We start from the raw sequence: 20653 nt of genomic DNA on the forward strand, positions 1-20653 counted from the left end.
CGCCCCGCCGCGCGAAAGCACGACGGGGCGTTTCAGCGAGCAGCGGCTCAGCGCTCCGACATCGGGGTGTAGTCCCGGGAGGCGTAGCCGGTGTAGATCTGGCGCGGGCGGCCGATCTTCGTCTGCGGGTCGTTGATCATCTCGCGCCAGTGCGCGATCCAGCCGGGCAGCCGGCCGAGCGCGAACAGCACGGTGAAGAACTTCGTCGGGAACCCGAGCGCGCGGTAGATCAGACCGGTGTAGAAGTCCACGTTCGGGTACAGCTTGCGCTCGACGAAGTAGTCGTCGGAAAGGGCGGTTTCCTCGAGCTTCTTGGCGATGTCGAGCAGCTGGTCGCCGCCCTTGAGCTTGCCGAGGATCTCGTCCGCGGTGTTCTTGATGATCTTCGCGCGCGGGTCGTAGTTCTTGTAGACCCGGTGCCCGAAGCCCATGAGCTTGACACCTTTTTCCTTGTTCTTCACGCGGTTGACGAACGTCGCGACATCGCCGCCGTCGTCGCGGATGCCCTCGAGCATCTCCAGCACCGCCGCGTTCGCGCCGCCGTGCAGCGGGCCGAACAGCGCGTTGATGCCCGCCGAGATGCTGGCGAACAGGTTCGCCTCGGACGAGCCGACGAGCCGCACCGTGGAGGTGGAGCAGTTCTGCTCGTGGTCGGCGTGCAGGATGAACAGCAGGTCGAGCGCCTTCGCGACGTCCGGGTCGACCTCGTACGGCTCGGCCGGGAAGCCGAACGTCATCCGCAGGAAGTTCTCCACCAGGCCCAGCGAGTTGTCCGGGTACAGCAGCGGCTGGCCGACGGACTTCTTGTACGCGTACGCCGCGAGCGTCGGCACCTTCGCCAGCAGGCGGATGGTGGACAGCTCGACGTTGGGCTCGTCGAACGGGTTCAGCGAGTCCTGGTAGAAGGTCGACAGCGCGGAGACGGCGCTGGACAGCACCGGCATCGGGTGCGCGTCGCGCGGGAAGCCGGAGAAGAAGGCCTTGAGGTCCTCGTGCAGCAGGGTGTGCCGCTGGATCCGCTCGGTGAAGTCGGCCAGCTGGGCCTCGGTCGGCAGCTCGCCGTAGATGAGCAGGTAGGACACCTCGATGAAGGTGGACTTCTCCGCCAGCTGCTCGATCGGGTAGCCGCGGTAGCGCAGGATGCCCGCATCACCGTCGATGTAGGTGATGGCCGACGACGCGGCGCCGGTGTTGACGAACCCGGGGTCGTAGGTGATGTACCCCGTCTGCGCCAGCAGCTTTCCCAGCTCGATCCCCGGCGCGCCCTCGACCGGGTTGACGACCTTGAACTCGTGCTCGCCACTCGGCAGGCGCAGCGTCGCGGTTTCGCCGCCGGACTGCCCCGCATTCGTCGCGTCGGACATGCAGGTCCCTCTCACGTTGGGCACGGGACGGCGGCGCCTGCAAGGTTCCGCAGTAGCCACGTGTTCACGCGAGGAAACACGCGCCTCGCTGCACACCGCCCCGCTGGGTATGAATTCACCACTACGCTAGTCGAAGGGTGGGTCAGTCCGCACTCGCTGCGTTGCCCCAAAAGGCCCCATTGGGACCAGGTTCACACGGTGGCCGCCATATCCGCCGCGGTCGGCGGCTCCGCTCCGCTGCGGGAGACCGTGATCGACGCCGCTTTCGCCGCATAAGCAAGCGCTTCGTTCCACGCGCCGGCGTCGAGTGCGGCCAGGTCGCGCACGGTGCGCTCGTGCAGCCACGCGAGCAGGGCGCCCTGCACGGTGTCGCCGGCGCCGATCGTGTCCGCCACCGCCACCTTGCGGGACGCGACGTGGGCCAGCTCACCAGCCGAAGTGATCACAGACAAGCCGTCCGCGCCCCGGGTGAGCACGACGGCGTCCACACCGGACTCCACCCACGTTTTCGCGGCGGCCACCGGGTCGGCTCCCTCGGCGAGCCACGCGGCGTCGTCGTCGGAAATTTTCAACAGCCGAACGTCGGGCAGCCACGAGGCGAAGCGCGCGCGATAGGCCGCCGGGTCGGCGATGAGCGCCTCCCGGATGTTCGGGTCGAGCGCCGTCAGGGTCCCACGCGCGGATTCGCGGCGCAGAACGCGCTCGTACGCGCTCGCGCCGGGTTCCAGCACCATGCCGAGCGTTCCGAGCGACAGCGCGGTGGTTTCCTCCGGCAGCGCACCAGGATCGGAGACCAGCCGATCGGCGGTTCCCTCTACGTAGAACGTGTATTCCGCGGCGCCGCGTTCGTCGAGTGCGACGACGGCGAGCGTCGTCGGTTCGTCGCCGCGCAGCAGCAACGAAGTGTCGACGTGCGAAGCGGAAAGGCGATCCACCAACGCGACGCCGAACCGGTCAGTGGAAATCCGGGACAGGAACGCCGCGGGAACGCCGAGCCGCGCCGCGGCGAGCGCGACGTTGTACGGACCGCCGCCGAGCCGGGGCAGCAGCGCGCGCAGCCCACCGTCCACAGTGGAATCCAACGGTTCGCCCGGAACGAGGTCGACCAGCGCCTCTCCACCCACCACGATCACAAGCGGCGAGTGTAGAGGAACCGGCGCTGACAATTCCTGTCCCGATGCGGACAAATCAGTTCTTGTCGAGCCCGCCGAGCAGCAGTTCGCCGAGCGCGGTGAACGCTTCCGCGTCGGACACGTCGGTGCGGCGGCCGAGCACGCCGGTCTGAATGCCCTCGATGATCAGTCCGGTCATTTCGGCGACGAGCCGCGCGTGCACGTCGCGGAACACTCCGTCCGCGACGCCCTTGTCGATGAACGCGCGGATCCGGCGCGCGGCAGCGCGGCTGTTGAGCTGATAGGTGTCGCGGGCGGGCGCGAAGGCGGCGATGTCGGCCATGAACTCCGGCGACGCCCGGTTCAGGTGCTCGGAGACGCCGGAGAGGTACTCGCCGATCAGCTCGCGCGCGTCGTCGATGCCCGCGATCCGCTTCTCCAGGCGTTCGGCCGCGTCGCGGAAGAAGTGCGCGACGACCTTGACCGCGAGCTGCTCCTTGCTCGGCGCGAGCGCGTACAGCGTCGACTTCGAGCAGCGGAGGCGAGCGGCCAGATCGTCGAGCGTGAAGCCGGCGAAGCCCTCCGCCAGGAACAACGCCTCTAAGTCGCGCAGCAGCGCCTGCTGCCGCGCGGTGGGCCGGCGACGGGCTTCAGGGGTGGACATCACGTCACTATCTCCTACCGATCAGGGACAGTCCCGCTCCGCATACGGTACTCTCAATCAGCCGCCAGTACTGTTTTCAGTACCGTTGCCTGGGAGGAAGCCATGCCGGTCGACCGTCTGCTGCCGACGCCGGAGTCCGAGGACCTGCTCTCGCTCGTCACGGAAATCGCCCGTGACGAGCTGAAACCGCGCGCCGCGGCAGGCGAGGAGGCCGAGGAGTTCCCGCGCGACCTGTTCACGCTGATGGGCAAGTCCGGCCTGCTGGGTTTGCCGTACCCGGAGCGCTGGGGCGGGGCTGAGCAGCCGTACGAGGTCTACCTGCAGGCGCTGGAGGAGATCGCCGCCGCGTGGATGAGCGTCGGCGTGGGGCTGTCGGTGCACACGATGTCCTGCTACGCGCTCGCGAACTACGGCACGGAGGAACAGCAGGACCGCTGGCTGCCGGACATGCTGGGCGGCTCGCTGCTCGGCGCGTACGCGCTGTCGGAAACGCACGCCGGCTCGGACGCCGCGGCGCTGTCCACCCGCGCGCGCCTGTCCGAGGACGAGTACGTCGTCAACGGCACGAAAGCGTGGATCACCCACGCCGGGGTCGCCGACTTCTACACGACCATGGTCCGCACGAGCGACGACGGCGGCCACGGCATCTCGTGCCTGCTTGTCGACTCGTCGACCCCGGGCCTGTCGGCGGCTCCGCGCGAACGGAAGATGGGCCTGACCGGGTCGCCGACGGCGCAGCTGCTGTTCGAGGACGCCCGGGTCCCGGCCGATCGGCTCATCGGCGGCAAGGGTTCCGGGTTGAAGATCGCTCTGGCGTCGCTCAGCTCGGGCCGGCTCGGGATCGCCGCGTGCGCGGTGGGCCTGGCGCAGGCGGCACTGGACGAGGCCGTGGAGTACGCGAAGGGACGCACCCAGTTCGGCCGTCCGATCGTGGATTTCCAGGGCATGGAGTTCCTGCTGGCGGACATGGCGGCGACGGTCGAATCGGCCCGCGCGACTTACCTGGACGCCGCTCGCCGCCGGGACCGCGGGCTGGACTTCCAGCGCCAGTCGTCGATCGCGAAGCTGGTGGCGACGGACGGCGCGATGAAGGTGACGACGGACGCGGTCCAGGTGCTCGGCGGCGCCGGGTACACGCGGGACTTCCCGGTGGAGAGGTACATGCGGGAGGCGAAGGTGCCGCAGATCTTCGAGGGGACGAACCAGATCCAGCGGATGGTGATCGCGCGTTCCCTGAAGAACGCCTAGTCTTTTCGGTCGTCGTAAGCCGCGCGGGCGGCGTGGACGCGGTCCGCGTTGGCTTTCGACCAGTCCGCGATCGCGCCGGTCAACGCGCCGACGTCCCGGCCCAGATCGGTGAGCGCGTACTCCACGCGCGGCGGGATGGTCGGGTAGATCGTGCGGTTGACCAGCCCGTCGCGTTCCAGGTTGCGCAGCACCTGGGTGAGCGATTTCTGCGTGACTCCCTCTACGCCGCGGCGCAGCTCGGTGAACCGCAGCGGGCGCTCGTACTGCCGGAGCAGGCCGAGGACGTAGAGCGTCCATTTGTTGGCGAGCACGTCCATCACGGTGCGCGAGGGGCACTCTTTCGCATACTTGGTATCCATGGGGTACCTATGGTTCTTCGGGGTGCCTTCTTCACAAACGATACCGGCGGCGAGCAGGCTGTTCGCATGATCTTGGTTACCGGAGCCATTGGCAAAATCGGCCGCGAGGCGGTCCGGCTGCTCGGACCTGTCCGTACGCTCGTCCGCGCTCCTTCGGGCGGCGCGGGCGAGGTGGTCGGCGATTTCGACCACCCGGAGACGCTGGACCCGGCCCTGCGCGGCGTCGACACGCTGCTGCTGATCGGGCCTGCCGTGGCAGCGCAAATCGCGGTTCTCGATCGCGCCGCCGCGCAGGGCGTGCGGCACGTCGTGCGGATTACGAACCACAAGGCTTATGCCGACTCGCCGGTCACCCGGAGGCGGGAGCATGCGCGGATCGATGCGCATCTGAAGGCGTCGGGGATGGAGTACACGCTGCTCGCGCCGAACTTCTTCATGCAGAACCTGCTGGCGCTCGCACCGGAGATCGCTGCGACCGGCGGCTTTTCCAGCTCCGTGGGAGACGGGCGGATCGGGATGATCGACGCCCGCGATGTCGCCGCGGCGGCTGCGGCGATCGCGGTGGCGCCGGAGTCGCATGGCGGACGGACATATTTGCTGACCGGGCCGGAACTGGTCACGTTCGCCGACGTGGCGCGGGAATGGGCTTCGGTTTCGGGTTGCCCGTGGAGTACCGGCGGATTTCGGTTGCGGAGCACCGCGCGGCGATGGAGTCGAACGGGGTACCGGAGGCGGGGTCGAACGCGCAGGTTTTCGGCCTGCTCGCGGAGGGCGACGGGGCTTGGCTGTCGGGGGATTTCAGCGCGCTCGCGGGGCGGAAGCCGCGGGGGTTGCGGGCCTTCTTGGCGGACTGTGTTGTGTCCTGAGCAAGCTAAGCATGATCAACCCGGCGGCGAAACATGGCTCTTCGTATCGATATGGTTACTGACAGTCTCGCAGCAGGCGTGAGACAATGCCGGTGACGTGAGGAGACGCTGTGACAGCACTTCCCGAGCCGACGCATGGTGAATTCCCCTGGGAGATCCCGGATCACCTGCTGTCGATCGAGGAATACGCGGCCCTCGGTGAAACCGACTCCGGCTTCACTGAGCTTGTGGAGGGCCGTTTGATGATGTCGCCCAGTCCGAGACCCGATCACGGCCTCGCGATGCTAGAGCTTGCCCACCAAATTCGGCCCTTCGTGCCGGAGGCGTTCAAAACGGTGGCGGAGACGGACATCGATCTTGAACTCGCCCCCGCCGGAGGACCAGGCTTTTCCCGCCGCCCCGACCTGCTGATCGTCAGCAAAGCAGAACTCGCACGCCGTCGCCGCGAAGGCGGGTTGCTCCGCGCGACCGGGATCCTTCTCGTCGTCGAGATCGTGTCGCCAGGTTCAAAACGCACTGACTACACCACCAAGCACGACGAGTACGCCGATGCCGGAATCCCGTTCTATTGGATCCTCGACCTCGATGACCCAGTCTCGCTCGTCGCCTGCCACCAGGCTGGGGAACTCGGCTACCAGGACGCCCCGGCCGTCACTGGAGTATTCCGCACCGCCGAGCCATTCCCCGCAGAAATTGACCTCCCCGCCCTGCTGGATTGAGGCGGCCCAACAGACCGCCTCAACCACCCTCAGCGAGCTTCCCGATACCGCCGATCCGCCGAAACACCCTCGCCGGTCGTCTCGTCGAAGTGGTAGACCTCCCGGCCCCGCACGAACACCCGCATCGCGCGGTTCATCACGTCCAGCGGGTCGCCCGACCACAGGACCACGTCGGCGTCCAAACCGGGCGTCAGGGTGCCGATCCGGTCGTCCAGGCCGAGCATCTGCGCCGGGTGCAGCGTCAGTGCCTTCAGCGCCGTCTCCGGGTCCAGGCCGTCCTTCACCGCCAACGCGGCTTGGTACACCAGGAAATTGATCGGGATGACCGGGTGGTCCGTGGTGATCGCGATCTTCACCCCGGCCCGCGCCAGGATGCCCGCCGAGCGCAGGGTGCGGTTGCGCAGTTCCACCTTGGACTTCGTGGTGAACAGCGGGCCCAGGATCACCGGGATGTCGCGTTCGGCCAGCAGGTCCGCGATCAGGTGGCCTTCGGTGCCGTGGTTGATCACCAGTTTGTAGCCGAATTCGTCGGCGAGCCGGATCGCGGTCACCATGTCGTCGGCGCGGTGCACGTGCTGGTCCCAGTACAGCTCGCCGTCCAGGACCTTGGCCAGCGTTTCGTTGGTCAGGTCCGTTTCGAACGGCTTGCCCTCGGACCGCGTGTGGTCGCGCTTCTCCTGGTAGTTGCGGGCCTTCGTGAACGCCTCGCGCAGGATCGCGGCCACGCCGAGCCGGGTCGACGGCGTGACCTTCTTTTCGCCGTACACCCGCTTCGGGTTCTCGCCCAGCGCGCTCTTCACGCTCACCTGCTCGGCGAACGTCATGTCCAGAATGGACCGGCCCCACGTCTTCACGCCGATGGTCTGTCCGCCGATCGGGTTGCCCGACCCCGGCTTGATCACCACGCTCGTGACGCCGCCGGCCAGCGCGTCGTCGAAACCCGGTTCGTACGGGTCGATCCCGTCGACCGCGCGGAAGCGCGCGCCGTTCGGGTCGGTCATTTCGTTGGTGTCGTTGCCCGCCCAGCCTTCGCCGTCCTCGTGGACGCCGAGGTGCGCGTGCGCGTCGATGAAGCCCGGCAGGACCCAGCTGCCGGACGCGTCCACCAGCTCCGCGTCCTCCGGGACCTCGACGTCGGCCTCAGTCCCGACCTGGGAGATCCGGCCGTCTTCGATGAGCACAGTGCCGCCCTCGATCGGAGCGGCGCCGACGGGGACCACATAGCCCCCGACAATCGCCTTGTAAGCCATAGTTTGACACGCTAACGAACTCGCCCGGGGTCGCGCATCCGGGGTTTTTCCAGGTGCACCAAGTGATAGTCGGCCTCCGGCGACCGATGCGTCTCGCGGTAACCGAGCTTTCCGTACAAATAGCGCGGTCCGGCCGAACGCTCGCCGGTGAACAGCCGGAACACCGTCACCTCCGCCGGGGTCGCCTCCTCGGCGGCCGTCAGCAGCGCGGTGCCGAGCCCCTCGCCCTGGCGGTCCGGCGCCACGACGAGCCTGCCGACCTCGCCGACCGGACCGTCCACTCGCATCCGCACGCTCGCCACGAGCCTGCCGCCGTCGCGGAAGCCCCAGACCGTGGTCGACGGGTCGGCGATGGCCGCGCGCACGTCGTCGAGGGTGTCCAGCAACGGCGGCAGGTCGAAGTTCTGGTGCGCCCGCGCCTCGGTGAGATACGCGGCCTGCTGCAGGGTCAGCAGCTCCCCCGCGTCGGCCGCGGTCAGCAGCTCGAGCTTCACGGGACCCGGATTCCCCAGCTGCCCGTCCACGACGTGGCCGGTTCCAGTTCGATCAGGTCGGTGCGGGTGTTGAGCGCGTCCGCCGGGCAGGTCATCGGCTCGATCGCCACCGCGCGGCCGCGGCCGACCAGCTCGTCCGGCGTGAACACCTGCACCCAGCGGAAGTCCGGGCCGGTCCAGACCACCAGCTGGCGGTCGCCGTGGGACAGCACGTGGTGGTGGGTGCCGTCGGCGGCCAGTTCCAGCCCGCCGAACGCGGTGTCCAGGTCGACGCCTTCGAGCAGCTTGCCCTGGCGGAAGTCGTACTCGGTGCCCTCCACGTCCTGCTCGTCCGCGTACGGCATCTGCTGATCGCCCTCGTACGGCCGGACGCGCGTGGCGGGCAGCGTGAGGGTCAGCTCGTCGGTGGGCGCGTCGCCGATCCGGAAGTACGGATGGGTCCCGACGCCGACGCCGATCGGCTTCTCCCCCTCGTTGCGGATCTCGTGCGTGACGACGAGTTCGCGCGGCTGCAGGTCGTAGGTGATCGTCGCGCGCAGCGGGACCGGCCAGCCGGGCTGCACCTCGACGTCGATCGCCAGGGTGATCGACGTTTCGGCGTGCTCCAGCAGCTCCCACTCCAGGTGCCGGGTCAGCCCGTGGATGGCGTTGCCGCGCGCCTCCTCGGTGATCTCCAGCTGCTGCTCTTCGCCCTCGAACTCCCACTTGCCGCCCTTGGTCCGGTTCGGCCACGGCAGCAGCACTTGGCCGAGGCCCTTCGGCGGCTTCTCGTCCTCGGCGAACGTCTCGACATACGGCACTCCGCTGATCTCGAACGCACGCAGGCCAGCACCGATCTCGGTGACGACGGCGCGCGCGTTGCCGCGGGTGATCTCGAACTGCTCTCCGGTGGGGTTCGCCATGGCGCTGAGGTTACCGATCGTCCGCGCCGCGCGGGCACGCCGCGAAACTAACTAGACCGGTCGTCATAGTTTGAGCTACGGTGGGCGCATGGTCAACCGCACCGACACGCGCCGCCGGATGCTCGAATCGGCGGCGGAGCTGTTTCGCACCCAGGGCTACCACGCCACCGGGATGACCCAGCTCGTGTCCGAAAGCCGGGCTCCGAAGGGCTCGCTGTACTTCCATTTCCCCGGCGGCAAAGAGCAACTCGCCGCCGAGGCCGTGCGGCTTTCCGGCGAACGGCTGGCCGGCCAGTTCCGCGAAATCACCGCTGGCGCACCGGATCCGGCCACTGCCATCGATCTCATCGTCACCGCGCTCGCCGCGTCACTGTCCGAATCGGACTATCGCTGCGGTTGTCCAATCGCGACTGTCGCGTTGGAAGCCGCCGACAGCGAGCCAATCCGCGAAGCCTGCGATCAGGGTTACGAAGGCTGGCTGCGCGACATTTCCGCTTACTTCACCAACTGCGGCCTCGCCGAGGACCGCGCCGCTTCCCTGGCGACGATCGTGCTGTCCGCGATCGAAGGCGCACTGCTGCTCGCGCGCACTCGACGGGACACTGCGCCGCTGCGAGCCGTCGCCGCTCATCTGCACACCACTGTCGAACGGGAGTTCGCCTAATGCGCGTACACCACTTCAACTGCGGCACCATGCGCCCGATCGGCGGCAAGCTGGTCGACGGAAAGCCCGGACTGCTGCGCCGCGCCACCCTCGTGTGCCACTGCATGCTGGTCGAAACCGGCACCGGATTGACCCTGATCGAGACCGGAATGGGTTCGCCCACCGTCACCGACGCCGCGCGCTGGCTCGGCCCGCGTTTCCTGCGCACGTCGAACCCGGCGACCGACGAAAGCGAAACCGCGCTGAGCCGCATCCGCGCGCTCGGCTTCGACCCGGCCGACGTGCGCGACATCGTCCTGACTCACCTCGACCTCGACCACGCCGGCGGCCTCGTCGATTTCCCGCAGGCTCGCGTGCACGTCTACGGCAAGGAACTCGACGCCTACCGCGCCGGAAACCCGCGGTACCGCGACGTCCAGTTCCGGCACGGTCCACAGTGGAAGTCCTATTCGGACGCTGGCGAAAGCTGGTTCGGTCTCGAAGCGGTCCGCGAGCTGGACGGGGTCGAGGGCGTCGCGCTCGTGCCGCTCGCCGGGCACACCGCCGGACACGCCGGGGTGGCCGTCGACACCGGGTCCGGCTGGCTGCTCAACGCGGGCGACGCGTATTTCTTCCACCAGGAGATCGACGCGGAGCCCTATTGCCCGCCCGGATTGGCTATGTTCGAACGGCGGGTCCAGACGCTGCCCGGGCCGCGGCGCGAGAACCAGCGCCGGCTGCGCGAGCTGCGCCGGGACCACGCGGACGAGGTGACCGTGTTCGCCTCGCACGACCTGACCGATTTCGTCCGGCTCAGCGAAAGGACCACGGTATGAAGGTGCACCACCTCAACTGCGGCACGATGCGCCCGCTCGGCGGCAAGGCGCTCGACGGCCGCCCCGGGATGCTGCGGCGCAGCACGATCGTGGCGCACTGCCTGCTGGTGGAGACCGCCGATTCGCTCGTGCTGGTCGACACCGGGTTCGGCACCCGCGGGGTCACCGAATCGCGGCGCTGGCTCGGCGGTCCGTTCATGGCGATGGTCGGCGCGAAGCCGACCATGGAGGAGACCGCCGTGGCACAGATCCGCGCGCTGGGCCACGATCCGGCCGACGTCCGGCACATCGTGATGACCCACCTCGACGTCGACCACGCCGGCGGGCTCGCCGATTTCCCCGACGCCACCGTGCACGTCCGCGCCACCGAACGCCGCGCGGCGGACCACCCGAAGAGCTTCCCGGAGAAAACGCGGTACCGGGCCGAGCAATTCGCGCACAGTCCACTGTGGAGCACGTACGACGAGGCCGGCGAAAAATGGTTCGGCTTCGACGCGGTGCGGCCGCTGCGCGGTCTGCCGCCGGAGATCCTGCTCGTTCCGCTGCCCGGCCACACACACGGCCACTCCGGCGTCGCGGTCGACACCGGCGACGGCTGGCTCCTGCACGCCGGCGACGCGTACTTCTTCCACGGCGAAGTCGCCCCGGTGCACCCGCACTGCCCGCCCGGCATGCGCGCGTTCGAGGTGATGAACCAGATGGACGGCTCCGCGCGCCGCGCCAATCTCGCCCGGCTGCAGACCCTCGCCCGCGAACACCAGGACGAGGTTTCGGTGTTCAGCGCGCACAGCCCGGTCGAATTCCAGGCGCTGCGCCGGAATACCGCACAGCCGTCCGCGAGTTGACTACCCGCATGACGCGCATCCGGTACGTCGGCGGCCCGACCGCCCTCCTCGAGTACGGCGGGATCCGCCTGCTCACCGACCCCACCTTCGACGGTCCCGGCGACTACCCGATCGGCACCCGCAAGCTGGCGAAAACCGCTGGTCCCGCTGTCACCGCCGCGGAGGTCGGCGCGGTGGACGCGGTGCTGCTCTCGCACGACCAGCACCCGGACAACCTGGACGCCGCGGGGCGGCAGTACGCCCTCGCCGCCCCGCTCGTCCTGTCCACCGCCTCGGCACGGGAGCGGATCGGCGACCCGGTTCGGGCGCTGGCCAACTGGGAGACCTACGACCTCGGCGGCGTCCGCGTCACCGGAGTGCCCGCGCAGCACGGGCCGGACGGCAGCGAGCATCTGGTCGGCGAGGTCACCGGGTTCGTGCTCGAAAGCGCGGACGAGCCGACCGTTTATGTCAGCGGCGACAACGCTTCCCTCGGCGTAGTGCGGCAGATCGCCGAACGCTTCGAGCGGATTGACCTCGCCGTCCTGTTCGCGGGCGGGGCGCAAACTCCGCTGGTCGGCGACGCGTACCTGACCTTGCCCAGCGAGAGCGCGGCCGAGGCGGCCCGGATCCTCAACGCGCGTCAGGTCGTCCCGCTGCATTTCGAGCAGTGGGCGCATTTCACCCAGGGTCCGGACACGCTGCGCCCGGCGTTCGAGCAGGCCAGGCTCGCGGACCGGCTGCATCTGCTCAAGCCCGGAGAACAGGTCAGCTTCCGGTAAGCACGAACCCTCCGTCGACGGTGATCACCGCACCGGTGACGAAACTGTTCTCCATCAAGTACACATTCGTCGCCGCTACTTGGTCCGCCTCGCCGACCGATTTGGTCAGCGTCCGTTCCGTGAACGCGGCGATCATCGCGTCCAGCTGCGGTTGCGGAAGGCTGTCCCACATCGGCGTGTGGACCGGCCCCGGGCGGACTGTGTTGACCCGCACCGGGGCCAGGTCGACGGCCAGACCGCGCGCCAATCCCTCGACCGCGCCGACGGCACCGGCCGCGAGCGCCGCGCCGGGCGTCGGGCGGAGGCCGATGATTCCGGACGTCAGGACGATCGAACCGCCCGGCCGGATGCGCGGCGCGGCGTGCTTCACCGCGCTGACGGCACCCCAGTAACGGACATCGAAGCCGCTCTGCGCGTCAGCTAGCGACAAGTCGGCGAGCGGCAGCTGCCGTGGTGCGTCGCCTGCGGTGTACACGAGATGGTCCAGCGAGCCGACGTGCTCGAACAGGGCCGCGACGTTCGCTTCGTCGCGTACGTCGGTGACGAATCCTTCGCAGCTGTCCGGCAATTCGGCGAGCGCTGCGTCCAGTCGTTCCTTGCCGCTCGCCGCGATCGTGACGGCCGCGCCCGCCGCCGCAGCGGCCCGAGCGGTCGCCAATCCCATGCCCGAGCTGCCGCCGAGGACGACAACCCGCTGGTCAAGCAATGCCATGAGGAGTCCTTCCGGAAGGTGATGACTCAGTGAGACATCAACGGTAGCAGTGATGTCCCACTGCGTCATCACTGTTAAGCTCACTGCATGCCGCGCTGGGACCCCGAAGCCAAGGAGCGGCTCCGCGCGGCCGCGCTGGAGCTGTTCGCCGAGCACGGCTACGAGAACGCCACCGTCACGCAGATCACCGAGCGGGCCGGGCTGACCCGGCGCACGTTCTCGCGTTACTTCGCGGACAAGCGCGACGTGCTGTTCGCCGGGTCGGAGCGGCTCCCGGACGCGATGGCCGACGCCGTCCGGCGGGCCGACCCCGCGCTGGCGCCGTTCCCCGCCCTGCTGGCCGCACTGATCGACGCGGGCGAGTTGTTCACCGGCCTGGTTTCGCAGGCCGCCCAACGCCGCGCGATCATCGCGTCCAGCCCCGAACTGCAGGAACGCGAGCGTACGAAACTGGCGGCCGTCACCGCTGCGGTCGTCGATGCATTGCAGGAACGCGGTGCCACTGAATCGAGCGCGAAGATGCTCGCGCAGGTCGGCATCGCGGTCTTTCAAACCGCGTTCGAGCGATGGGGCGAGCGGCCCGAGGACACGGATTTCGCCGCGCAGGTGAGGGAGGCGGCGGCCGAACTCGCCGCCTCCCTCACTCCGTGATCAGGCTTTTTGGCGCACCAGCGTCGAGTCTTCCAATTCGATGTCCGCGGCGCGCTTCGCCCGTCCGGTCATCCGCAGCACCAGATAGGCCACTACCAGCAGGACGAAGAACGGAATGCCGAACTTCCACGCTGGGTCGAGTCCGTCGATCCAGAACGTCGAAATCAGTACGGTGGCAAGGAAGGCGATCACCACGACGTTCACCACCGGCGCTCCCCACAACCGCACCGGCGATGGCGGCAGGCCGGCTCGGCGACGGCGGATCCGGAACGCCAGATGCGTCACCAGAATGATCATCCACACCACTAGTGCGGCGAAGATCGAAATGCCGAACAGCACGAGATACGCGTTGGAATCGGAATTCTTCGACAGGATGGTCGCGATCACGAGGCCCGCGGTGGACAGCACGAGCGCGTTGCGCGGCACGCCGGACCTCGTCAGCCGTCCGGCCCAGGCCGGGGCGAATCGGTGCTCGGCGAGGGAATGCAGCATCCGCGTGGTGAGGTAGAGGTTGGTGTTCGCGCTCGACAACGCGGCGGTCAGCACCACGAAGTTCATGATCGTGGCCGCCGCGGGAACTCCGGCGGCCTGGAAGACGCGGACGAACGGGCTGGCGGTGATGGATCCGCCCTCGCCGGTGACGGTCCACGGCACCACCAGCACGACCACCAGCATCGCCGCGACATAGAAGATCGCCAGCCGTACCACCATGGCGCGGGCCGCGCGCGGGATGTCGCGGGTCGGGTTTTCCGATTCCGCCGCGGTCACCGAAACCACCTCGGTGCCGATGTAGCTGAACAGCACGAACACCATGGCCAGCAACAGCCCGGAGACGCCGTTCGGCAGGAATCCGCCGCCCGCGCTCAGATTCGTGAAGCCCGGCGCGGGCGCCTTCGGCAAGCCGAAGAACACGAGAATCACGCCGAGCGCGACGAACACGAGGATCGCGCAGACCTTGATCATCGCGAACCAGTATTCGAACTCGCCGAAAATGTGCACCGCCGCGCCGTTGACGACGATCACCAGCAGCGAGAACACCGCGACCGGCACCCACAACGGAATCTGCGGCCACCAGAACTGGACGTACACGCCGGCCGCGATCGTTTCGCCGCCGATCGCGATCACTTGCATCGCCCAGTATGCCCAGCGCACCACGAACCCGCTGCCCGCGCCGAGGTACTTGTGCGCGATGCTGCCGAACGCTCCCGCGGCCGGATGCACCACCACCATTTCCGCCAGTGCCCAGGAAATCGTCAGCGCGACGAGTCCGCAAAGGACGTAGGCGAGCACCACGGCCGGTCCCGCGTGCGAGATCGCCAGGCTCGAGCCGAGGAACAGGCCGGTGCCGATGGCCCCGCCGATTCCGATCATCGTCAACTGCCTGCCGCGCAGCCTCCGCTGCAACCGGTTCGGGGACGGGGACTCGGCCATGTCTGCTCCCTACTGGCTCGCCCGGTACTCGGCGATCGCCGCGACGACGGCGTCGAGATCGGACTCGACGTTGTAGTAGTGCAAGGACATCCGCAGCACGTCGCCGCGGGCGCTGCACACGATCCGCCGCCCGGCGAGAAACGCCGCCAGCGCGTCGGGATCCCGGTCGGCCAGTGCGACGAGCGGACCGCGCCGCGCGTCGTCCAGCGGGGACCGGAGCTGTTCCCCAGCATCGAGCAGCCGCTGCTGCAGCTGCCCGGTCAACTGTCCGATGTGGTCGCGCACCCAGTGCGCGTCCACCTGGTGCACCAGTTTCAGCCCGGCGACCGCGCCGTACGCGGACGGGATCGAGGGCGTCCCGGTCTCGAAGCGGCGGGCGTGCTCGGGATAGTCGAGATGCCGCGGGTCGAATTCGAACGGGTTCGTGCGGCCGAACCACCCGGTCAGCGGCGGGGAAACCGCGTCGCGCAGGCCCGGCCGCACATAGAGGAACGCGATTCCGGAGATGCCGAGCAGGTATTTCAGGCTGCCGCTGACCAGGTAATCGCAGCCGAGTTCGGTCACGTCGACCGGCTCGACGCCGAGTCCCTGGTACGCGTCGACAAAGCTTCGGGCACCGTTTTCCCGGGCCAGCGCGGCAACTTCGCGGACGGGGAAGCGCAACCCGTTGGCGTAGCTGACCAACGGGACGGACACCAGCTGCGTTCGCTCGGTGATGAGTGCGGCGTAATCCTCGGCGTCGACCAGACCGTCGTGGTGCGAGACGAACTGAACCTCCGCACCGCGGCCCTGCTGCGCCAGCCAAACGTGGCCCAGCGACGGAAATTCCAGGTCGGTCGTGACAATTTCCGGCCGCTCGGACCACGCCTGCGTGGACGCGACCTGATACGCCCCTTCGGACGCGGACGGCACGACGGCGATGTCGTCGGTATCCGCGCCGATCAGCTGGGCGAACAAGGCCCGCGCCTCGGCGACCTTCGCCATCCACTTGTCCCACGGCGCCCCGTGCTCGCGGATCGTGTGCTGAAACTCGAAAAGCTCCGCGGTCAGCGCGTCCGAGAGCGCACCCTGGCTGCAGCTCGCGAGGTGCACCGAGTCGGCGAAGGCGGGGAAATGCGCCCGGAATGCGGCTGGGCTGGGCTGGTCGGTCACGACACTCCGTTCCTTCACTGGCGGGCGAGACCGGTCCGTTCGCCACCGTAACGGGGCGAGCACCGTGCGTCGATGCTCTTCTCCGGCTCCGGACGTCCTGGTCGAGGCTTCGTGTTCACCCTGACTGATCCCTGACGGCTATTCCGTCAGTGCTGCTGAAACCGGTACTGTAGATAGGGCCTTCCGCGCTGTCAACGACCGTCAAGGATCCGCAATAGCGCGCCCCGCGACCGAGAGGACGCACCGATGAGCACCCCCGCCGAGACCGGGGTCGACCAGCTCCTGACCCAGCTGGCCGAGGGCCGGCTGCAGGTCGTCGACCTCACCAACAAGCTCAGCGCCGCCACGCCGACCCTCCAGCTGCCCGAACCGTTCGCGAACCTGATCGACTTCAGCCTCGAATCGGTCAGCGAGTTCGACGATTCGGGACCGCTGTGGCGGCACAACAACATCCACACCGGCGAGCACATCGGGACCCACCTCGACGCGCCGCGGCATTGGATCTCCAACCGCGACGGCGCGGACGTTTCGGAGCTGCCGGTCGGCAGGCTGATCGGTCCCGCGCACGTTCTCGACATCTCCGCGCGCGTCGCCGACAACCCGGACTTCCTGCTGGAGATCGACGACATCCAGGCCTGGGAAGCCGAGCACGGACCGTTGCGCGCGGGCGGCTGGCTGCTCGTGCACTCCGGCTGGGATCGATACGCGCAGGACCGCGACGCGTTCCTCAATTTTTCCGACGGGACCAGCCACACGCCCGGCATCTCGGCCGCCGCGGCGAAATGGCTCGCCGAGGAAACGCCGATCGCGGGCTACGGCGTGGAAACCGTCGGCATCGACGCCGGGAACGGCTTCGCGCTCGACCCGCCGATGCCCGCACACCACCATTTGCTCGGCGCGGACAAATACGGCATTACTTCCTTGCAGAACCTCGGTTCGCTGCCGCCGACCGGTGCGCTCGTCGTGGTCTGCCCGCTGCCGATCGTCGGCGGGACCGGCAGCCCGGCGCGGGTGCTCGCGGTGACGCCGGGAGTCCGGTCGTGAACGTGGCCCAAGCCGTCGGGATCGCGTTGGCGCGGTTCGGCGTCCGCAAGGCGTTCGGGGTGGTGGGCAGCGGGAACTTCCACTTCACCAACGGCCTGATCCAGGGCGGGGCCGAGTTCGTCGCGGCCCGGCACGAGGGCGGCGCGACCACGATGGCCGACGCCTACGCGCGGTGCAGCGGCGAGGTCGCGGCAGTGTCGGTGCATCAGGGCTGCGGACTGGGCAACGCGACCACCGGGATCGGCGAAGCAGCGAAGAGCCGGACGCCGCTGGTCGTCGTGACCGCCGAGGCGACGGATCCGCTGTCGAACTTCCACATCGACCAGGACGCCCTGGCCCGGTCCGTGGGCGCGAGCAGCATTCTGGTGCGGTCCGCGAAAACCGCATTGGCCGACGTGCGGCGGGCGTTCACTCAGGCTCGGCAGGACCGACGAACTGTCCTTTTGCGACTTCCGCTGGAGGTCCAGGCCGAACCGTTCGACGAAAGTCTTCTCGAGGGACTGACCGCGATCGAGGCGCTGCCACAGCCGCGTGCCGCCGAGGCGGAGGTGCAGGCGCTCGCTTCGATCCTGCAGCGAGCCGAGCGTCCGGTATTCCTTTGTGGACGCGGTTCTCGAGCTGCTCGGGCAGAGTTAGTCGCGCTGGCGGACCGCTGTGGAGCATTGCTCGCCGAAGGTGCCGTCGCGAAAGGACTGTTCGCTGGCGAGCCGTGGGCGATCGGGGTGTCCGGTGGGTTTTCTTCTCCGCTGACCACCGAGCTGATTCAGGGCGCGGACGTCGTAGTCGGCTGGGGTTCCGCGCTCAACGACTGGACGACCGCGCACGGCCGGTTGCTCTCACCGGAAACGACTTTGGTGCAGGTCGATCTGGAATCCGCTGCACTGGGCCGGAACCGACCGGTCGACCTGGGTATCGTCGGCGATGTCGGCGGTACCGCTCTAGCGGTGGCCGAACTGCTTGAAGTCCACAATGGATACCGCAGCGCCGAGCTCAAGACCCGGATCGCGCGGGAAATCCGCTGGCGAGACAACGAATACGACGACGTCAGCACCGGCGAGGTCATCGACCCGCGCACGTTGTCCGCAGCACTGGACGAACTCCTCCCCGCGAACCGGGTCGTCGGCGTCGATTCCGGCAACTTCATGGGCTACCCCACGATGTACCTCGACGTCCCGGACGAGAACGGTTTCTGCTTCACCCAGGCGTTCCAGTCGATCGGCCTCGGACTCGCCACCGCGATCGGCACGGCGCTCGCCCGGCCGGACCGCTTCCCAGTCGCGGCGTGCGGGGACGGCGGGTTCCTGATGAGCATCGCCGAACTGGAAACCGTCGTCCGGCTGAAGCTGCCGATGCTGATCGTCGTTTACAACGACCACGCCTATGGCGCTGAGGTCTACTTCTTCGAGCCCGGCGGACATCCAGCCGATACAGTGACCTTCCCCGACACCGATCTCGCCGCCATCGCCCGCGGCTACGGCTGCGACGCGGTTACCGTCCGCACCAAGGAAGACCTCGCCGAGGTGGCGACGCGGGTCGCCGCCGGGCTCGACCGTCCGCTCGTGGTCGACGCGAAAATCGCCGGGTTCAGCGCCTGGTGGCTCCAGGCCGCGATGACGCACCACTGAGCGCCCGCTTCACCAGGAGGTTGACCACCCACAACACGAGGCCGACGGCGAGCAGGAGGCCGGCCACCTGGTAATCCTGCGCCGGGCGGCCGGACAGCGGGCTGACCAGGTACAGGCAGAACACCGCGGCCAGCACCGGCACCGCGGTCGGCGCACGGAAATGCCGGTGCGCCACCTTGTCCTTGCGCAGCACCAAAAGCGCGATGTTGACGATGGCGAACACGACGAGCAGAAGCAACGCGGTCGTCCCGCCGAGCGCGCTGATGTCCACAAAGGACACCAGGCCGATGGCGATGACGCTGGTGAAGATGATCGACACCCACGGCGTCCGGCGAGTCGGATGCACGCGGCCGAATACCGGCGGCAGCACGCGTTCGTTCGCGAGCCCGTACAGCAACCGGCTGGCCATGAGCATGTTGATCAGCGCGGAGTTGATCACCGCGAACAACCCGATGGCGGAGAAGATCTCGCGCGGAAAGCCCGGCGCGCCGACGTCGAGCACCTTCAGCAGCGCGTCGCTCTTCGCGCCGGCCAGCTCGGCAGCCGGGACCAGCAGCGACGACGTCACCGAGACGAGCACGTAGATCGTCGCGGCGATGACCATGCCCCACAGCATCGCGCGCGGGAAAATCCGTACCGGGTCATGACATTCCTCGGCCATGTTCACCGAGTCCTCGAAACCCACCATCGCGAAGAACGCCAGCGACGTCGCCGAGGAGATGGCGACCAGCCACGTCTTGTCCGCGGTGTCGATCTCGACCAGCCGCGCCGGTTCGCCGTCCCCGTTCAGCACCGCCCACGCGCCGACGCCGATGATGATCAGCAGCCCGGACAGTTCGATGCAGGTGAGGACGACGTTGGCCTTCACCGATTCGCCGACGCCGCGAAAGTTGACCAACGCCAGCAGAAGCACGAACGCGATGCCGACCAGCACCGTGGGCAGCTTCACGAACGCCGCGAGATAGGTCGCGCCGAACGCCACCGCGGCCGACGACGCCGACGTGATCCCGGAGCACATCACCGCGAACGCGACCATGAAGGTCAGGAACGGCACCCCGAACGCCTTGTTCGTGTACAGCGCCGCGCCGGCCGCGCGCGGGTATTTGCCGACCAGTTCGAGGTAGCTGAACGCGGTCATGAAGGCGACCACGAACGCCAGCAGGAACGGCAGCCACAACGCGCCGCCGACGCGTCCGGCCACCTGTCCGGTCAGCGCGTACACGCCGGTGCCGATGATGTCGCCGACCACGAAGAACAGGAGCAGCTTCGGGCCCATGACCCGCAGCAAAGCGGGTTCGGCGACCTCGGATGTGCCCTCGCTCACGTCCGTCATGGGCGATTAGTGTGCCTTGTCCGGACGCGTACGGAAAGTCGGCCGGTCAGGCCTTGGCGACCGCCGTGTGCACGAGCGGGGTCATCATTTCCTTGGTCATCTTGACCGGTCCGGTGTAGTTGACCAGCACCGGAACCCCGTTGGACACCTTGGCCGCGGCGAGCGTCGCGGTCTTCTGCTCGTCGGTGTAGAACACGGCGCCGTCCGGGAAGCCCGGCACGTCGACCGCGCCCGGCTTGGCCTTCTTGATCGCGTCGATCATGTCGGCGGGCTTGGCCTTGCGCCCTTCGTAGCGGGTCACCGCGAGCGCGCCGGCGGTCTTGCCCTCGACGACGTATTCGCAGCTCGTGGCCTTGCCGCCGTTGCTCGGGTTGTCGTGGGCGGGCCCGGCCTTGGCGGTGATGTTCGGGATCTTGATCGCCTTGCTGACGTCGTCGGACGGCAGCAGGGAGCAGGTATCGGCGGTCTTGGCGGCCGGGGCGGACGAGGAGGCCGGGGCCTTGCTCGCGGGCGGCGGGGCCGGTGCGGCGGCTTTCTGCTCGCCGGAAGAGCAGGCGGTAAGGACAGCGGCGGCGGAGATCAGCAGAGCGATCGGATATGCACGCATATCGGGCATGCTATTCCGTTTGCAGTAACGCCCCT

General features: G+C 68.3%; 22 protein-coding genes. 10 read left to right on the plus strand and 12 right to left on the minus strand.

Going from position 1 to position 20653, the window contains the following annotated elements; translation table 11 throughout:
* Positions 1-47: 47 nt before the first annotated feature.
* From CU254_RS34815 to CU254_RS34825, 3 genes are all read right to left on the minus strand, one after another.
* Positions 48-1364: a citrate synthase gene (locus tag CU254_RS34815; protein ID WP_009083788.1), complete on the minus strand. Its 1317-nt coding sequence runs from the start codon at positions 1362-1364 to the stop codon at positions 48-50.
* 191 nt (positions 1365-1555) lie between these two features.
* On the minus strand, positions 1556-2497 hold the full coding sequence (locus CU254_RS34820; protein WP_037715778.1) for a carbohydrate kinase: 942 nt from the start codon (positions 2495-2497) through the stop codon (positions 1556-1558).
* 55 nt (positions 2498-2552) lie between these two features.
* A complete protein-coding gene (locus CU254_RS34825; RefSeq protein WP_037715779.1) occupies positions 2553-3140 on the minus strand; it encodes a TetR/AcrR family transcriptional regulator in 588 nt (195 codons plus the stop codon).
* Positions 3141-3242: 102 nt separating this feature from the next.
* Here CU254_RS34825 and CU254_RS34830 point away from each other — a divergent pair, with 102 nt between their 5' ends.
* Positions 3243-4388 carry an acyl-CoA dehydrogenase family protein gene (locus CU254_RS34830; RefSeq protein ID WP_009083793.1) on the plus strand — a complete coding sequence of 382 codons (1146 nt, stop codon included), beginning with the start codon at positions 3243-3245 and terminating at the stop codon, positions 4386-4388.
* Here CU254_RS34830 and CU254_RS34835 read toward each other — a convergent pair.
* On the minus strand, positions 4385-4747 hold the full coding sequence (locus CU254_RS34835) for a helix-turn-helix domain-containing protein (protein WP_037715780.1): 363 nt from the start codon (positions 4745-4747) through the stop codon (positions 4385-4387). The two genes, CU254_RS34830 and CU254_RS34835, sit on opposite strands and share 4 nt — an antisense overlap.
* A 66-nt stretch (positions 4748-4813) precedes the next feature.
* Here CU254_RS34835 and CU254_RS34840 point away from each other — a divergent pair, with 66 nt between their 5' ends.
* On the plus strand, positions 4814-5695 hold the full coding sequence (locus CU254_RS34840) for an NmrA family NAD(P)-binding protein (protein WP_199841108.1): 882 nt from the start codon (positions 4814-4816) through the stop codon (positions 5693-5695).
* A gap of 28 nt (positions 5696-5723) precedes the next feature.
* Positions 5724-6332 (plus strand): Uma2 family endonuclease, encoded by a 609-nt coding sequence (locus tag CU254_RS34845; protein WP_009083798.1) that lies wholly within the window; start codon positions 5724-5726, stop codon positions 6330-6332.
* Between the two features lie 29 nt (positions 6333-6361).
* Here CU254_RS34845 and CU254_RS34850 read toward each other — a convergent pair whose 3' ends face one another.
* Genes CU254_RS34850 through CU254_RS34860 form a run of 3 tightly spaced genes read right to left on the minus strand, consistent with a single transcriptional unit; the run spans position 6362 to position 8978 of the window.
* On the minus strand, positions 6362-7582 hold the full coding sequence (locus tag CU254_RS34850) for an amidohydrolase (protein WP_009083799.1): 1221 nt from the start codon (positions 7580-7582) through the stop codon (positions 6362-6364).
* Positions 7583-7593: 11 nt separating this feature from the next.
* Positions 7594-8106: a GNAT family N-acetyltransferase gene (locus CU254_RS34855; protein ID WP_037715781.1), complete on the minus strand. Its 513-nt coding sequence runs from the start codon at positions 8104-8106 to the stop codon at positions 7594-7596.
* Positions 8073-8978 carry an aldose 1-epimerase family protein gene (locus CU254_RS34860; protein ID WP_009083802.1) on the minus strand — a complete coding sequence of 302 codons (906 nt, stop codon included), beginning with the start codon at positions 8976-8978 and terminating at the stop codon, positions 8073-8075. Before CU254_RS34860 ends, CU254_RS34855 begins: the two co-directional genes overlap by 34 nt.
* A gap of 88 nt (positions 8979-9066) precedes the next feature.
* Here CU254_RS34860 and CU254_RS34865 point away from each other — a divergent pair, with 88 nt between their 5' ends.
* The 4 genes from CU254_RS34865 to CU254_RS34880 are packed head-to-tail and all read left to right on the plus strand — an operon-like array spanning position 9067 to position 12063.
* A complete protein-coding gene (locus CU254_RS34865; RefSeq protein ID WP_037715782.1) occupies positions 9067-9642 on the plus strand; it encodes a TetR/AcrR family transcriptional regulator in 576 nt (191 codons plus the stop codon).
* Positions 9642-10457, plus strand: coding sequence for an MBL fold metallo-hydrolase (locus tag CU254_RS34870; protein ID WP_009083804.1), 816 nt, complete (start codon positions 9642-9644; stop codon positions 10455-10457). The genes CU254_RS34865 and CU254_RS34870 overlap by 1 nt, the downstream gene beginning before the upstream one ends.
* Entirely contained in the window at positions 10454-11302 is an 849-nt protein-coding gene (locus tag CU254_RS34875; protein WP_009083805.1) for an MBL fold metallo-hydrolase, read from the plus strand. The genes CU254_RS34870 and CU254_RS34875 overlap by 4 nt, the downstream gene beginning before the upstream one ends.
* Positions 11303-11310: 8 nt before the next feature.
* Positions 11311-12063 (plus strand): MBL fold metallo-hydrolase, encoded by a 753-nt coding sequence (locus CU254_RS34880; RefSeq protein ID WP_037715784.1) that lies wholly within the window; start codon positions 11311-11313, stop codon positions 12061-12063.
* Here CU254_RS34880 and CU254_RS34885 read toward each other — a convergent pair.
* Complete coding sequence (locus CU254_RS34885; protein WP_009083807.1) at positions 12050-12775, minus strand: SDR family oxidoreductase; 726 nt, start codon at positions 12773-12775, stop codon at positions 12050-12052. The genes CU254_RS34880 and CU254_RS34885 overlap by 14 nt on opposite strands.
* 87 nt (positions 12776-12862) lie before the next feature.
* Here CU254_RS34885 and CU254_RS34890 point away from each other — a divergent pair, with 87 nt between their 5' ends.
* Positions 12863-13426 carry a TetR family transcriptional regulator gene (locus CU254_RS34890; RefSeq protein ID WP_009083808.1) on the plus strand — a complete coding sequence of 188 codons (564 nt, stop codon included), beginning with the start codon at positions 12863-12865 and terminating at the stop codon, positions 13424-13426.
* Here the strand turns inward: CU254_RS34890 and CU254_RS34895 are convergent, their stop codons facing one another.
* Positions 13427-14857 carry an amino acid permease gene (locus tag CU254_RS34895; protein ID WP_037715787.1) on the minus strand — a complete coding sequence of 477 codons (1431 nt, stop codon included), beginning with the start codon at positions 14855-14857 and terminating at the stop codon, positions 13427-13429.
* A 9-nt stretch (positions 14858-14866) separates the two neighbouring features.
* Positions 14867-16009, minus strand: coding sequence for an aminotransferase class V-fold PLP-dependent enzyme (locus tag CU254_RS34900; RefSeq protein ID WP_009083811.1), 1143 nt, complete (start codon positions 16007-16009; stop codon positions 14867-14869).
* Between the two features lie 246 nt (positions 16010-16255).
* On the opposite strand from CU254_RS34900, the gene CU254_RS34905 reads away from it, so the two are divergent.
* Together CU254_RS34905 and CU254_RS34910 are read left to right on the plus strand one after the other, a co-directional pair.
* Positions 16256-17053 carry a cyclase family protein gene (locus tag CU254_RS34905; RefSeq protein WP_009083813.1) on the plus strand — a complete coding sequence of 266 codons (798 nt, stop codon included), beginning with the start codon at positions 16256-16258 and terminating at the stop codon, positions 17051-17053.
* Complete coding sequence (locus CU254_RS34910) at positions 17050-18678, plus strand: thiamine pyrophosphate-binding protein (RefSeq protein ID WP_037715792.1); 1629 nt, start codon at positions 17050-17052, stop codon at positions 18676-18678. The genes CU254_RS34905 and CU254_RS34910 overlap by 4 nt, the downstream gene beginning before the upstream one ends.
* Here the strand turns inward: CU254_RS34910 and CU254_RS34915 are convergent.
* Together CU254_RS34915 and CU254_RS34920 are read right to left on the minus strand one after the other, a co-directional pair.
* Entirely contained in the window at positions 18638-20011 is a 1374-nt protein-coding gene (locus CU254_RS34915) for an APC family permease (protein ID WP_009083817.1), read from the minus strand. The genes CU254_RS34910 and CU254_RS34915 overlap by 41 nt on opposite strands.
* 46 nt (positions 20012-20057) lie before the next feature.
* Entirely contained in the window at positions 20058-20618 is a 561-nt protein-coding gene (locus tag CU254_RS34920; protein ID WP_037715793.1) for a DUF3558 family protein, read from the minus strand.
* Positions 20619-20653: the final 35 nt, after the last annotated feature.

The sequence above is a fragment of the Amycolatopsis sp. AA4 genome (assembly GCF_002796545.1).
Lineage (GTDB): Bacteria > Actinomycetota > Actinomycetes > Mycobacteriales > Pseudonocardiaceae > Amycolatopsis.

Excerpts from the sequence above, each read along its gene's own strand:
- CU254_RS34815 (WP_009083788.1), bottom strand. The coding sequence starts at position 1,364 with ATGTCCGACGCGACGAATGCGGGGCAGTCCGGCGGCGAAACCGCGACG.
- CU254_RS34830 (WP_009083793.1), top strand. The coding sequence starts at position 3,243 with ATGCCGGTCGACCGTCTGCTGCCGACGCCGGAGTCCGAGGACCTGCTC.
- CU254_RS34865 (WP_037715782.1), top strand. The coding sequence starts at position 9,067 with ATGGTCAACCGCACCGACACGCGCCGCCGGATGCTCGAATCGGCGGCG.
- CU254_RS34835 (WP_037715780.1), bottom strand. The coding sequence starts at position 4,747 with ATGGATACCAAGTATGCGAAAGAGTGCCCCTCGCGCACCGTGATGGAC.
- CU254_RS34895 (WP_037715787.1), bottom strand. The coding sequence starts at position 14,857 with ATGGCCGAGTCCCCGTCCCCGAACCGGTTGCAGCGGAGGCTGCGCGGC.
- CU254_RS34840 (WP_199841108.1), top strand. The coding sequence starts at position 4,814 with ATGATCTTGGTTACCGGAGCCATTGGCAAAATCGGCCGCGAGGCGGTC.
- CU254_RS34875 (WP_009083805.1), top strand. The coding sequence starts at position 10,454 with ATGAAGGTGCACCACCTCAACTGCGGCACGATGCGCCCGCTCGGCGGC.
- CU254_RS34870 (WP_009083804.1), top strand. The coding sequence starts at position 9,642 with ATGCGCGTACACCACTTCAACTGCGGCACCATGCGCCCGATCGGCGGC.
- CU254_RS34825 (WP_037715779.1), bottom strand. The coding sequence starts at position 3,140 with ATGTCCACCCCTGAAGCCCGTCGCCGGCCCACCGCGCGGCAGCAGGCG.
- CU254_RS34920 (WP_037715793.1), bottom strand. The coding sequence starts at position 20,618 with ATGCGTGCATATCCGATCGCTCTGCTGATCTCCGCCGCCGCTGTCCTT.
- CU254_RS34890 (WP_009083808.1), top strand. The coding sequence starts at position 12,863 with ATGCCGCGCTGGGACCCCGAAGCCAAGGAGCGGCTCCGCGCGGCCGCG.
- CU254_RS34885 (WP_009083807.1), bottom strand. The coding sequence starts at position 12,775 with ATGGCATTGCTTGACCAGCGGGTTGTCGTCCTCGGCGGCAGCTCGGGC.
- CU254_RS34905 (WP_009083813.1), top strand. The coding sequence starts at position 16,256 with ATGAGCACCCCCGCCGAGACCGGGGTCGACCAGCTCCTGACCCAGCTG.
- CU254_RS34850 (WP_009083799.1), bottom strand. The coding sequence starts at position 7,582 with ATGGCTTACAAGGCGATTGTCGGGGGCTATGTGGTCCCCGTCGGCGCC.
- CU254_RS34880 (WP_037715784.1), top strand. The coding sequence starts at position 11,311 with ATGACGCGCATCCGGTACGTCGGCGGCCCGACCGCCCTCCTCGAGTAC.
- CU254_RS34860 (WP_009083802.1), bottom strand. The coding sequence starts at position 8,978 with ATGGCGAACCCCACCGGAGAGCAGTTCGAGATCACCCGCGGCAACGCG.
- CU254_RS34915 (WP_009083817.1), bottom strand. The coding sequence starts at position 20,011 with ATGACGGACGTGAGCGAGGGCACATCCGAGGTCGCCGAACCCGCTTTG.